This is a genomic window from Methylobacterium sp. 37f (assembly GCF_023093475.1).
Taxonomy (GTDB): Bacteria; Pseudomonadota; Alphaproteobacteria; order Rhizobiales; family Beijerinckiaceae; genus Methylobacterium.
In genome coordinates, this window is the sequence record NZ_JAGHKN010000066.1 from 1 (window position 1) to 11728 (window position 11728).

The 11728-nt window shown below is 61.6% G+C and carries 13 protein-coding genes and 2 pseudogenes; 6 read left to right on the forward strand and 9 right to left on the reverse strand.

The features are described from left to right. Positions 1–127: 127 nt before the first annotated feature. A pseudogene (locus J7U37_RS24050) lies at positions 128–889 on the forward strand (IS3-like element ISMra1 family transposase); the annotation flags it as partial. Between the two features lie 798 nt (positions 890–1687). After that, positions 1688–2227 (forward strand): DUF2059 domain-containing protein, encoded by a 540-nt coding sequence (locus J7U37_RS24055; RefSeq protein WP_056187253.1) that lies wholly within the window; start codon positions 1688–1690, stop codon positions 2225–2227. Positions 2228–2931: 704 nt separating this feature from the next. On the opposite strand, the gene J7U37_RS24060 is transcribed toward J7U37_RS24055, so the two are convergent. Beyond that, complete coding sequence (locus J7U37_RS24060) at positions 2932–3804, reverse strand: porin family protein (protein ID WP_247637370.1); 873 nt, start codon at positions 3802–3804, stop codon at positions 2932–2934. Positions 3805–4183: 379 nt separating this feature from the next. After that, complete coding sequence (locus J7U37_RS24065) at positions 4184–4885, reverse strand: response regulator transcription factor CtrA (RefSeq protein WP_056188220.1); 702 nt, start codon at positions 4883–4885, stop codon at positions 4184–4186. A 287-nt stretch (positions 4886–5172) separates the two neighbouring features. On the opposite strand from J7U37_RS24065, the pseudogene J7U37_RS24070 reads away from it, so the two are divergent. Next, positions 5173–5926: pseudogene (locus tag J7U37_RS24070) on the forward strand (IS6 family transposase). Positions 5927–6012: 86 nt separating this feature from the next. Here the strand turns inward: J7U37_RS24070 and J7U37_RS24075 are convergent. Beyond that, the gene (locus tag J7U37_RS24075; protein ID WP_156376096.1) at positions 6013–6246 is read right to left on the reverse strand and encodes a hypothetical protein; all 234 of its coding nucleotides are present in this window, start codon (positions 6244–6246) and stop codon (positions 6013–6015) included. Positions 6247–6415: 169 nt separating this feature from the next. Between J7U37_RS24075 and J7U37_RS24080 the strand changes: the two genes are divergently transcribed. Next, on the forward strand, positions 6416–6661 hold the full coding sequence (locus J7U37_RS24080) for a hypothetical protein (protein ID WP_247637371.1): 246 nt from the start codon (positions 6416–6418) through the stop codon (positions 6659–6661). A 13-nt stretch (positions 6662–6674) separates the two neighbouring features. Here the strand turns inward: J7U37_RS24080 and J7U37_RS24085 are convergent, their stop codons facing one another. After that, positions 6675–6998 carry a cupin domain-containing protein gene (locus J7U37_RS24085; protein ID WP_056483252.1) on the reverse strand — a complete coding sequence of 108 codons (324 nt, stop codon included), beginning with the start codon at positions 6996–6998 and terminating at the stop codon, positions 6675–6677. A gap of 474 nt (positions 6999–7472) precedes the next feature. Between J7U37_RS24085 and J7U37_RS24090 the strand changes: the two genes are divergently transcribed. Then, complete coding sequence (locus J7U37_RS24090; RefSeq protein ID WP_056188212.1) at positions 7473–7982, forward strand: hypothetical protein; 510 nt, start codon at positions 7473–7475, stop codon at positions 7980–7982. A 62-nt stretch (positions 7983–8044) separates the two neighbouring features. On the opposite strand, the gene J7U37_RS24095 is transcribed toward J7U37_RS24090, so the two are convergent. After that, positions 8045–8314: a hypothetical protein gene (locus J7U37_RS24095; RefSeq protein WP_082503868.1), complete on the reverse strand. Its 270-nt coding sequence runs from the start codon at positions 8312–8314 to the stop codon at positions 8045–8047. Between the two features lie 257 nt (positions 8315–8571). On the opposite strand from J7U37_RS24095, the gene J7U37_RS24100 reads away from it, so the two are divergent. Next, entirely contained in the window at positions 8572–8748 is a 177-nt protein-coding gene (locus J7U37_RS24100) for a hypothetical protein (protein ID WP_156634264.1), read from the forward strand. A gap of 47 nt (positions 8749–8795) precedes the next feature. Here J7U37_RS24100 and J7U37_RS24105 read toward each other — a convergent pair whose 3' ends face one another. From J7U37_RS24105 to J7U37_RS24120, 4 genes are all read right to left on the reverse strand, one after another. Further along, on the reverse strand, positions 8796–9116 hold the full coding sequence (locus tag J7U37_RS24105; protein ID WP_082508061.1) for a hypothetical protein: 321 nt from the start codon (positions 9114–9116) through the stop codon (positions 8796–8798). Between the two features lie 915 nt (positions 9117–10031). Further along, entirely contained in the window at positions 10032–10292 is a 261-nt protein-coding gene (locus tag J7U37_RS24110) for a hypothetical protein (protein WP_056188208.1), read from the reverse strand. Positions 10293–10440: 148 nt separating this feature from the next. Continuing rightward, entirely contained in the window at positions 10441–10875 is a 435-nt protein-coding gene (locus J7U37_RS24115; RefSeq protein WP_247637372.1) for a hypothetical protein, read from the reverse strand. A gap of 5 nt (positions 10876–10880) precedes the next feature. Next, positions 10881–11480 carry a recombinase family protein gene (locus J7U37_RS24120; RefSeq protein WP_247637373.1) on the reverse strand — a complete coding sequence of 200 codons (600 nt, stop codon included), beginning with the start codon at positions 11478–11480 and terminating at the stop codon, positions 10881–10883. Between the last annotated feature and the right edge of the window lie 248 nt (positions 11481–11728).

Consider the following 11728-nt stretch of genomic DNA (forward strand, 5'->3'; position numbering starts at 1 on the left):
ACTGCGTCCAGGACGCGAATGCGCAGATCGTGACTGTAGGCACGGGCCATGGCGATCTCCCTGACGAACCTTCAGGGATCAACGCTCACCTCGCCGCAACGACTCAGGGATCGTGGAAAACGCTCTAGCTACCGGCTTCGGCCGTTCGTCCCAGCGCTACAGGAAGCGAGCCGACCCGCAGGTCGCGCTGCGGATGCGATTGAAGGAGCTGGCTGCAGCACGGGTGCGCTACGGCTACCGGCGGCTGCACATCCTGTTGCGGCGGGAGGGCTGGGAGGTGAACCACAAGCGCACCTACCGGATCTACCGGGATGAGGGGCTGTCGATCCGGCCCAAGCTGCCTAAGCGCAAACGGGCCTGGCGCTACCGGCAAGGCCGGCCGGCCGTCGGCGGACCCAACGAGGTCTGGGCCATGGACTTCATGTCCGACCGTCTCTTCGACGGGCGTCCGTTTCGAATCCTGACCGTCGTGGATTGCCATACGCGAGAGGCGCTCTCGCTCACACCGAGAGCCAACTTCCGCGCCTTCCAGGTGACCGAGGCTCTGGACGCCTTGGTCCGGCTGCGGGGCCGACCCAAAAGCCTGCGGGTCGACAACGGGCCGGAGTTTGCCGGGCGCATGCTTGACCAGTGGGCTTACCTGAATGGGGTCGAGATCGATTTCTCCCGACCGGGTAAACCGACCGACAACGCCTATATCGAGTCGTTCAACGGCCGACTCCGAGCGGAATGCCTGAACGCCTCGTGGTTCCTGTCGCTGGCCGATGCTCGCGACCGGATTGAGGACTGGAGGTACCACTACAACGAAGATCGACCCCACACGGCCCTGGGCGGCTTGACGCCCCGAGCCTTCGCCAACCAAGCTGTCACAGCCCGAGAACTTGCATAGGTCGTGGACCACAAACAGGGTCAACTCCAACAGCCCGAGAACTTGCATAGGTCGTGGACCACAAACAGGGTCAACTCCAGGCTGGTGACCATCGTCATGGGCAGCGGCTCCTCGGTTGGGGGGCGACAATGCGCCAAGCAAAGAGATGCAAGCCTGGCTCGTCGGTTTCGGAAGCGTTGAGAGCAGCGAACTGCTGGGCATCGTCTCTATCGTTCTTAGTGACGATCACTGTGCGAGGAGGGGCAGGGACCGTCTGGCTTGTGATTGGCCCTACCTTCCGCAGGCGAGCGGCTAGAGATGCAAAGCTCGTCATCGGGTTGCCTGCGGTTCGATAGGCAAGAGGCACTCGTTGAGGTTGGTCGCCTGGATAGCCCGCACATAAGCGTTGACCGCTTTGGAGATAACGGCAGCCTCGGCTGGAAAGAGATCGCCAGTGGGTACGGCTTGAAACAAGACGTTGGTAGCCCGCGAACGACCGGCCGCGGTCTCAATCGCGGGTGGCCCTGGTTGTCACCGTCGCTTTTGCCATCCTCATCGCTCGCCTCGGGACGATCAGCTGTAGCTGGGACAGCATTCGTGACAGCAGGTCCTGCGCCGTACGACGAGGTTGGGATCGAGGTGAACCGACGCTTGCTCGAGCCCCCACGCGCGTGGGGTTGTGAAGGCATCAAGGAGCGGTTCCCGCGGTCGGTTCCGCCTTTTGGATGCCAGCCAGGGCACATCTGACACAGAAGCATGATAGCAGAGCATGTTGGCCGCGTAGTTTTAGATCCCGCGGTGCCTGTGATCGGAACAGCCATGCGCGTCTTTCAACTTGTCTTTGTTCTGTATCTCGGCGTCGGACTGCCCTGCACGGCGTTGGCTCAGCCTACGCCTTCGACCACAGCAACGGTCGCGGTCTCAGATCCTGCTACCTTGAAGGCAGCCCGGGAGGTAGTCACCCAGATGCAGGGGGATCGCACCGCGTTGCTCAGCGCGATTGCAGCGCCGATGGTCGGAATGATGCAGCAGATCGGCATCAAGCAGCAGGACCAGGCACAGGCCCTTGTGCAGGAGGTCGTGATGCCAACCCTAACCGAGCACTACGACGAGCTTCTCGATATCCAGGCGCGCAGTTTTGCCTCGGCGCTCGGAAAGGACGACCTGCAGGCGATCGCGGCGTTCTATGCGACCCCGGCTGGCAAGCGACTTGTCACGGCGCAGCCACAGCTCGCCCAGGCTCAACTGGCCGGCACGCAGCAGTGGATGCAGTCGGTGATGCCCGAGATGCAAGGCAAGCTGACCAAGGCGATCCAGGCTCACGGCTGGACGGCCGGCGGTCAAGCCAAGCCGCGCTGAGGCGGCGGAAGCCGATCGTCCGGATCACAGAGCGAGGGCACCATGGCGAACGACGGTAGCGGCGCACAGGATCGGCGTGAGACGAAGGCTGCCAAGCATCTGGAAAGGGCTCGTGCAGGAGGCGAAGCGCGAGCCGATTACGATGCGACCCAGCAGGCCACAGAGGATAAGACACTCCGCCTCAAGGCGCTTCGGCTCGCCAAAGAGAAGGCTGATAAGAGCTCGTAGCCCATCGTGGATCCGTGAGCCGTTCTAACGTCGAATCGCTGGTTCACGGCAGCAGGTCTAATCAACGACACCAAGACGCCGCACCGCACCAGCGCATGGACCTCTGATCGATCGAACCGGTCGTCTCCGGCTCACTCTGGTCCGAGGCAGTGAGGATCTTCTGACCCGTCTGGTTCGCATCGACGAGACGCGCTCCGACGAACCCGCCCAGGGTCAGTGCTGAGAGCCACAGGATCAGCCGGCTTGTTTTCTTCATGGAACGCTTGGTCATACGGCCGAAGGTGAGGCGTTCACAGTTATCAGAACCCTAACGAGGTCAACCTCGCTCCGTGCCGCCTTCGGTCGACCTCGCCGAGGCCAAAGGGTCACGCAAACGAAAGCGCCCCGAGGATTTCTCCTCGAGGCGCGTTACGACGAAAGCGGCCAGATGATCGGGGCTGGGGACGCTTAGGCCGAACCTAAAAGTCCCGTAGGTCCTAGTACGAGCCGAACTTGTAGTTCAGGCCGGCGCGGACGACGGCGAACTCGGTGCCGCTGTTGCGGTTGGAGAAGCCGGGCTGGCGGTAGAGGACGTTGTTGGTGTCGTAGGCGTAGACGCCGGCGTTGCGGTTGTTGTTGTCGAGGTTCACGTACAGGCCTTCGACCTTGAGCGTGACGGCCGACGAACGGAAGAAGTTCAGGAACGAGTCGGTCGGGAGCGCGTACTCGATGCCACCACCAGCGGCCCAGCCGGTGCGGAAGTCGTCGTTGCCGCGGAAGCCGCCGAACGAACGCTCGTTGCTGCCGGCGCCGTAGGCGAAGCCGCCGGTGCCGTACACGAGGGTGCGGTCGAAGGCGTAGCCGAGGCGGCCGCGGACGGTGCCGAAGTAGTCGAGGCTGGCGGTGCCGCGCGGATCGACGAAGGTGACGCCGGGGACGGCGGTGAAGCCGGGGGTCAGGATCGAGTTGTTGCGGCTGCGGCCGAAGTCGACGTACTGGGCGTCAGCTTCGATACCGACGACCACGCCCGAACCCGGGGTGAACTGGTAGTTGTAGCCGATCTGACCGCCGCCCGTGAAACCCTCGTTGGAGTTGTTCGAGTAGGCGACCTGCGACGGGCCACCGGCGCCGGCGAGGCCGTTCGGGCCACGCACGAGGTTCGGGAACACGTTGTTGTAGACGTTGGTGTCGCGGCTGGAGGCGTCGAAGCCGTAACCGGCGTTGAAACCAGCGTAGAAGCCCGTCCAGGTGAACACCGGCACCGGCACGAACACCGGCGGCGGAGCCTGGCGACGCGGAAGGTCGGCTGCAGAGGCGGCGCCGGCGAGAAGAGCCGTAGCAGCGCTGGCGAGGATGAGCTTCTTGATCATGGTCTGTCTGCCGGGGAAATCAGATGCGCACTCTCGGTGCGGTGTGATCGGAACTTACCGACAAGGTAGACCTCACCACTAGTGCAGGCGTGCAACACCTAGAACAGATTGATGAAGCTCTCGATCGCCAAAGAATGCGTTAGGTTTTTACTTACCATATTATTTTGGACCGCAATAACCCACGAAGAACGACTTGGTTCCAAAAAAAACAGCCTGCAAGGCATGAAGCCGCAGGCTGTCAGTTCGTATTGATCTATCCGAGGACCAGAAAGGACAGATCTGTCGCCAGACAGCATCCTCCTGCAAATTTCCGCAAGCCGAAAGAAGCGGCATTGCTCAGCTACGAATGATGGGAGCGCTGATCCTGTACCCGATACTTTCAGCCAGCTAAGGCCTGCAGCTCTGATACTCCGTCGTGGAGTACATAACCGCGGCCCCAGACGGTCTCAATGTAGTTCTTGCCGCCTGAAGCGTTCGCCAGCTTCTTGCGTAGCTTGCAGATGAACACGTCGATGATTTTCAGCTCGGGCTCGTCCATGCCGCCGTAGAGGTGGTTGAGGAACATTTCCTTGGTCAGCGTCGTGCCCTTCCGCAGAGCCAGAAGCTCCAGGATCTGGTACTCTTTGCCTGTGAGATGCACGCGGTGACCCGCAATGATGGCCGTCTTCTCGTCGAGGTTCACGGCAAGATCGCCGGTGGTGATCACCGACTGGGCGTGACCCTTCGAGCGACGCACGATCGCCTGAATGCGCGCGACGAGCTCGTCCTTGTGGAAGGGCTTCGTGAGGTAGTCGTCGGCGCCAAAGCCGAGACCCTTCACTTTGTCCTCGATACCGGCCATGCCCGACAGGATCAGAATGGGGGTCTTGATCTTCGAGGCACGCAAGGATCGCAGCACCTCGTAGCCTGAGATATCGGGCAGCGTCAGATCCAATAGGATGATGTCGTAGTCGTAGAGCTTGCCGAGATCGATCCCCTCCTCACCCAGATCCGTGGTGTAGGTGTTGAAGCTCTCGGATTTGAGCATCAGCTCGATGCTCGCGGAGACGGAGGCGTCGTCCTCGATCAGCAGCACGCGCATGGCCAGGATTCTCCAAAAGTTGAGGCATCCTGAACGGGCATTGGCAACAAACCGTTAAGGTTCAGCCGAGGCTCATCGTAGCAACGGTCGTGAGCACAGGGAAAAGGAGCTTGTCGCAAACCGTGCCGTGAGCCGCAGCAGAGGCCGATTTGCCGCGTTTTCGGGTTTTGTTAACCGTCTGAAGTCCGAAGCAGACCCGAGGGGTCTGTCGCAAACGCGAGTGTGCGGTCGTTTACCCGACGTTGACCCTACGGCCTGCATGGCGCCTCCGTTTTCGGAGGCCGCCCATGATGCTGTCCGCTATCGCCGCCAAGCTGAAGCAGCGCTCCAAGGCTGACTTCAAGGGCCGGCACCACGAGGCGGCCCTGATCGTGCAGGCCGTCTCATGGTATCTACTCTATCCGCTGAGCGACCGCGACATCGAGGAGTTGTTCTGAGGAGCGTGGCCTGGAGATCGATCACAGCACCCTGAACCGCTGGGTCGTGGCCTACGCGCCGCTGATCGAGAAGCGGTTGCCGCAGTTCCGCAGACCGCACTGCGGCTCGGTCCGGATCGACGAAACGGACATCAAGGTGCGCGGTGAGTGGCGCTACCTCTACCGGGCCGTCGATAAGCACGGCAATCCGGTCGACGTCCTGCTGACCGCCAACCGCGATCTCGATGCGGCCAAGCGCTTCTTTCGCAAGATGCTTTCGTCCGAGCCGTTGCTCGCCCCAGACCGCATCGGCACGGATGGCGCCGGCACCGACCCGCCGGCCATCGCCGAGAGCCGGAAGGCGGGCCTGCTGCCGGGAACGCCGATCCACTCCGTCACCAAGCATCTGCAGCAGGGGATCGAGAGCGACCACTTCAGGGTGAAGCGGCCGATGCCGCGGGTGGGCGGCTTCCGCTCGTTCAACACGGCGCGGCGCACGATCCAGGGCTTCGAGGCCATGCTCGGGCTGCGCAAGGGCTTCGGCTTTGCCGGCGCATGGACCGTGCGCGAGCAGAACCGATTGCTCGCGGTCTGCTTCGGACTTCCACAGGCGAACAAAGCCTGAAAATGGGGAGGTAGAGGCCTTTCTGCGCCCCATACCCAAGCTTGCAACAGGCCCGCTAAATCACGCCCAAGCCCGTCAGCAGCCCGCTAATGCCATTGAGAACGGTCTTTTGGGCCGACCATATCGACGTGGGCTTCAATCGCGGCTTTAACCTTGGAAAGCCCGGCTTCGGCGATGTCAGCGTAAGGGCAGAGCTTCGCCATGTCCCGCGCCCGCCGCCGCGCTGTGTGGGGCTTTGCGACAAGGCCCACGGCTACGGCGTCGAAGTACATTTTCCACTCGTCGCGGCTGTACGCATCCAACGTGGTCGCCCCCATCACGTCATGTGATCCCAAAGCCGCCTCCTAGCCGACGAGTGCTAACAAAATCGCGATCCCAGCCATAACCGCGCCTATGCGAACGGGGGGCGGGGGTCGCAAGGTGCGACTTCATTGCCTCAAATGTCGACCCTGATTATGTGCCCGCAGCCTTATCTGGTAACGACTGGTCATGCCTTCTTTAAAAAGCCAATCCCACCCCTTCAGCGTTCATCTCGCAAATTCCAAGGATGGAACTGACCGCTTCATCTGGCTCATCAATCAAAAAGGTGGTCCACGAAGATTCTCTGGCAGCAGCTTTGCAACGTTTGAAGAAGCGCGTGTCGCGGTCAAAACCAAACTAGCAAGCTTAGTCATTGAGTGGCTTGCTGCTCAAAACGTAAATAAACTGAAGACTGCCGAGTTTTGCACTTTGTAGCTGCTTAACATTCTTACTTGGCGAGCCCTATCAGGGCTTCCGCGCGCTTCACCTCGATCTCGATGAACGCGATAGGGTGATCGGATCCATTCATCACATCGTGTCGAATGCCGGCAGGTCGGCTGTAGGCTTGTCCTGCTGCCAACGAGGTGTCAGTGACCTGATCTCCGTCGTGAACCCTCAGTATGCCAGCCATCAGCATCACGACGAAATAGGGCCATCCGTGCTCATGCCACCCGGTGACCGCACCAGGCTCGAAGTCCCAGCGTGTAATCCGTAGGGTTGCATCGTCCTGTTGGATAGTAGCCACGGCGGGGATTGTGCACGCGAAGGCCATGAGTGCTCCTTCCTGAGCCTGGATGGTCCCGAGGACGCCTTGGCTTTTGCAAGCTGTAGGCCAGCTTGGCGACGATAATGTGGGCTCAGCTAAGTCATAGCGCAGGGAAGTCCTGCTCGTTCAGAAACGAAGCTTCTATCTCACCCAATTTCTGGGCTTCAGCCTCAGTTTCATAGGAGTCCGGCGCGCGGATCTTGTGTGCGCTCTCGGACGAGAGAAGTAGCCACCTATAGCGATATTCGTTCAGTGAACAGCGCCGCGTTACGACTCGGCAAGTTGGCTTTATTTGTTCCAGCATGTCGTTGCCATGTCATGCAGGCACGGCGTGACCAAGGCCGGGTGAACCCTGCGTCACTTCCCGCCCCTGCACATCTCAGCTTGTGATCTGCATCCCAAAAGGGACCCACCGGCTTCGTTTTGGATCAGGCGCTTAGCGTGCCGATCGGCGTCTAAATTGTATTCTGGATCACACACGTGGCTTCTCCCAAGATCCCGGCGGCTACCCTGGACCGCCTCGCCAAGCTCCTGCCCCACCTTGCCAGCGAGCATGATGGAGAGGTGGTCGCGACGGCTCGTGCCATCGGTCGGACACTCACCGTAGCGGGGTTGGACTGGCACGATCTCGCAGGAGCTATCCAAGCTCCGCTTCTTGAGGCCACCATGTCGGCTGCGCCGAAACGCTCCTCGTCGTCCGCCTTCAGAGACATCGACCCTTCCGCATCTTGCAGCCGGCCGGGGATGCGCCTGTGGGATACACAGCGTGTTGAGCCCTGGAGCCGGGCCGCCGGCTACACTCTCACCCTCGACTGGACGATCCCAAAGGCGTTCGGAGGTCGCTTCCTAACCAAGGCCGAGCGGGTTCGCCTCAAGGCGTTCGAGCGCTCCGTCCGTGTCACCAACGCAGATGCAGTTTGGATCGAGGAGGTCGTCGCTCTCGCGCATAAAGCCGCTGTAACATGGCGCGCCAGGGGGAAAGCAACATGAGCCCAGACACGAAAACGGCGAGGCTTTCGCCCCGCCGCCGGTCGTCTCAAAGGTGTGAAGGCTTAGCGCCGGGGGCCACCTGCGGTTTGGCCGTACTGCTGAACCACAAAGTTCGGCTGACTGGCGTTGCCTTCCTGGGCGCTGTCGTGGCCACGACCATAACCGATAGAGCCGGTGGTGATGTCGTCGTAGCTGCGGCCCTCAAGGCCACCAGGGGCCGTCACGGCAGGGATGCCAGCGGGAGCGGTGTAGCTCTGGGCCAAAGCGGGCGAAGCAATCGCGCTCACGCTCAGGACGACAGCAGCAACAGCAGAAGCAATACGAGTGTTCATGGCACAATCCACTTGGGTTTGCGCGGTCTCCGTCGAAAGGCGGCTGGCCGTGACTTGTTCAGTGACCTTGATCTAGGCCTGTCTCAGTCGGAATGACGTGCCGTTTCGCACTCATGCATCAAACCAAGATTTCGAGTGGAGGAGCACGACCCATGATCCGACCGCGAACGACCGTACTCATCTCCGCGGCGCCTCTTGGACCCGAAGCAGCGCCTGCCCTGCCGTGACGGCAGGCCATCGTGCCGATCGCGGAAGCCATGCAGAGCCTCGTTGCAGCCGTTGAGGAACAGTCGACTGCTGGCCCGGCTGTGAAGGCATTCCAGGCCGCGATCCGTCGCAACGCCGAGGAGGCTGCAGAGGCTGGTGGGCGCGAGGCCATGGAAGCCGCTCCTGATGGCGCGGAGCGGCGCGAAAATATCATCGACAAGGCATAGGCAGGCTTGAACGGCTGGCTGTCAGGGGCGCGCCAGCCGTGACGTCCTCAGTAGCCGTCGTAGAACCGCCGAGGGCGATCGTACTCATAGCTGCCGCGGCGGCCATAACTGTCTCCGTAGCCGTAGGGCCGTCCCTCGTAGAACCGGCGTGGTCCACCATAGCCGTAGCCGCGGTCATTCGGACGGCAGCGGCCCCATGGATTGGGATGGAAGCCAGGGCCGCAGCCTCCAGCGACGAACTCGACCACAGTATCACCGCGGCCTTGTTCGAAGGGATCGAACGAGAGGTCAGCGGCCTTGGCCGACGTCGCTAAGCCGAGCCCAGCAACCACCACAGCAGCTATTCTCAGCACCTTCACGCGCGTCATGACCTGAACCCTGTTGGCGTCCGATCTCAGCCTCAGCTGACCGGAGAAACCATAGGCTGCGCCCCAACCGCTGAACCGATACTGACAGAAGCGCGGCCATTCCGTTCAGGCAGCCTCAGACCGATGATCCCGAGGTGCTCTGCGTTGAACCCGACTGAGCGCGCCGCCTACAACGCCGGCATCAGTCCAGGCAGCTCATCACCGCGGCAAGCCTATCCATTCGGGCCTCTTGCCGTCCTGCCACCAGCAGCCGAAGGTCAGGCCATCGCCCAGGCAAGCACCAAGATACCACCTAGAAACATCCCGTAGGTGGCCACGACCGCGGCGACCTCGCGGTGATGGCGTAAGACGGAGCGAGTGAGTGACATTAGACGGGACCAGGAACAGGCGTGCGGCGTCTTTTTGATCGGCCAACTGTGCCAATGTGAGGGCCTCTAGCGCCTCAATGCACGAGAAACGTCCGCCGTATCGTGGCGGTCACATAAGTGTTTCGACTTGCGGCTTTCGCCGGACCGTCAAAATTTCGGATCTCTGGCGGTTGGGTTCTTATCGAGCGCCTGGATCACTGATTGCTCCGGCTACCGCAGCGGTCAGAGCTGCGGTCATCATGCCGATGAAGGTCACCGTGATCATGTCTCAGGCCCTTTGGAAGTGTGGCTCGGGCGCACCAGAGCGGTTGAATTTCGATATGCCTACCAATTCGTTTACGGGTGGTTAACCCTTACACGCAGCAGAAGACCCGCCGCGGCGGTGGCCGGGCGGGTCTCAAAGTCGGATCAGTGCGGCTGGGCCCTTACAGGCTCAGGAAAGCGTGAGCCGAGCCGACGATGGTGAAAGCAAGGCCTCCGGCAAAGGCTGCGATCATCGCGTAGGAAAAGCCTTTCAGCAGCATGGGGCGATCCTCGTGCTCCCCGATCAGCAGCGGTTTCCGCCGGAGGTCTGACCGTATTGCTGGGTGGGGAAATTCTGCTGGTTGGCATTGCCCTCAGCAGCCGAACTCATCGGGCAGCCGAGATAGGCCGGGGGACGGCGCACCTCGTTGACCGAGCCCGTGGTCTCGACATCGTAGGGTGCGAACGCCGTGTAGCGGGAGGGGCTGTCGTAAGCCATCGCGGACGAGATCGGAGCAACGCCAAGGACAAGCGCGGTGGCGAGGGCGGCGATACGGGTCTTCATTGTGGCTTATCAACTCCATTACAGGACGAACCAAGTCGTTGGCCCGTTTCTCTCTGTCTGAAGCTAAGATGGGGTGTCATTCTCATTCTTGACGTGCCGCTCAGCACGTAGTGAGCCGGATTAACGCCGAGGTCCGACCAGGAGAACCTCAAAAGCGCGGATAGGGACCACCGAAAAGATCCCCCAAAGCTTTGCGCCTGAACAAGGTATACCTGCGTCGGCGCTGATGTTCCGGTCGATCGTGGTTCATGTGGCAGCGCTGACAAAAGGCGGCGAGGTTCTTGGGTCCGTTGTTGGCCGTGTCATGGTCGCGGTGCCCGGTTGCCAGGACCACGCGCGTGGTCCGGACACGCCCGAGGATGTCGTCGGCTCCGATCGCCAGACAGATGAAGTGCCCGGTCCCATCGCGCCAGGAGACAACCTCTGCGTCCCACCAGCGACCGTCGCCGAGATGGAATACGGTCTGCCCATGTGGGCGGGCACAGACCTCGCAGCGCCCCTTCGCCCGCTGGAAGCGGATCACGGCCGAGAGCTGGGGCCAGTCGATGGGGTAGAAGAAGCGGTGCTCGCGCCGGATCGGCATGCGCGTCAGTCCCGCTGTGCTGCTGCAGCTGCGGCGGCTTGGCTGCGAGCTCTCGCCTGGGGGAAGTAGCTGTAGAAGGTGTCCCGGCTCACCCCAAGGCGCTTGGCGATGGCCGCGATCGAGATCGTGCCCGAGTGCAACAGGGCGCGACCCACCTCGATGTCGGCTTCCGTGAGCTTCTTGGGCCGTCCTCCTTTGCGACCGCGCGCCAGGGCCGCCTTCAGGCCCTCCATCGTCCGCTCGCGGTTGAGGTCGAGGAAGTACTCGGCCATGGCGCCGTGCATCTGCAGGGCAAAGCGTCCATGCGCCGTGTCGCTGTCGAACTGCTCGGTGAGGGAGCGGAAGTGGACCTCTTTCACGCGAAGCGAGTCGATGGTGCGCATCATCTCAACGAGCGAGCGACCGAGCCGATCGAGCTTCCAGACCACCAGCACGTCGGTCGGCCGGAGATAGGCGAGTGCTGCTTCGAACTCGGGACGCTTGGTCCCAGCTTTGCCGGACTTTTTCTCCTCGAACAGGCGTTCGCAGCCGGCCTTGGTCAGCGCATCACGCTGCAGGTCGAGGTTCTGGTCGAAGGTGGAGACGCGAGCATATCCGACGAGCATGTCGGGATAGTGATTCAGGCACGTTTAATCCGCAATAGAAATCCGGTCATATTTTCCTGACACAACCCTGCTTGCATGAGGCCAATGTCGGGGTGTCGGTTTTGCAATGTCGGGAAAACGATCGTTTTTAAGACATCAGGCATCCTCAGCGTCTGGTGCATGGCAGGCGGGGCGGAACGCTAAGAGGTGAGCCCCGCCTGCGCCTGGATCGCGGCCTTTACCTTCGCCAATCCCGCCGCCGCGATGTC

Excerpts from the sequence above, each read along its gene's own strand:
- J7U37_RS24115 (WP_247637372.1), bottom strand. The coding sequence starts at position 10,875 with ATGCCGATCCGGCGCGAGCACCGCTTCTTCTACCCCATCGACTGGCCC.
- J7U37_RS24095 (WP_082503868.1), bottom strand. The coding sequence starts at position 8,314 with ATGAACACTCGTATTGCTTCTGCTGTTGCTGCTGTCGTCCTGAGCGTG.
- J7U37_RS24105 (WP_082508061.1), bottom strand. The coding sequence starts at position 9,116 with ATGACGCGCGTGAAGGTGCTGAGAATAGCTGCTGTGGTGGTTGCTGGG.
- J7U37_RS24060 (WP_247637370.1), bottom strand. The coding sequence starts at position 3,804 with ATGATCAAGAAGCTCATCCTCGCCAGCGCTGCTACGGCTCTTCTCGCC.
- J7U37_RS24085 (WP_056483252.1), bottom strand. The coding sequence starts at position 6,998 with ATGGCCTTCGCGTGCACAATCCCCGCCGTGGCTACTATCCAACAGGAC.
- J7U37_RS24055 (WP_056187253.1), top strand. The coding sequence starts at position 1,688 with ATGCGCGTCTTTCAACTTGTCTTTGTTCTGTATCTCGGCGTCGGACTG.
- J7U37_RS24065 (WP_056188220.1), bottom strand. The coding sequence starts at position 4,885 with ATGCGCGTGCTGCTGATCGAGGACGACGCCTCCGTCTCCGCGAGCATC.
- J7U37_RS24120 (WP_247637373.1), bottom strand. The coding sequence starts at position 11,480 with ATGCTCGTCGGATATGCTCGCGTCTCCACCTTCGACCAGAACCTCGAC.
- J7U37_RS24110 (WP_056188208.1), bottom strand. The coding sequence starts at position 10,292 with ATGAAGACCCGTATCGCCGCCCTCGCCACCGCGCTTGTCCTTGGCGTT.
- J7U37_RS24080 (WP_247637371.1), top strand. The coding sequence starts at position 6,416 with ATGCCTTCTTTAAAAAGCCAATCCCACCCCTTCAGCGTTCATCTCGCA.
- J7U37_RS24100 (WP_156634264.1), top strand. The coding sequence starts at position 8,572 with ATGCAGAGCCTCGTTGCAGCCGTTGAGGAACAGTCGACTGCTGGCCCG.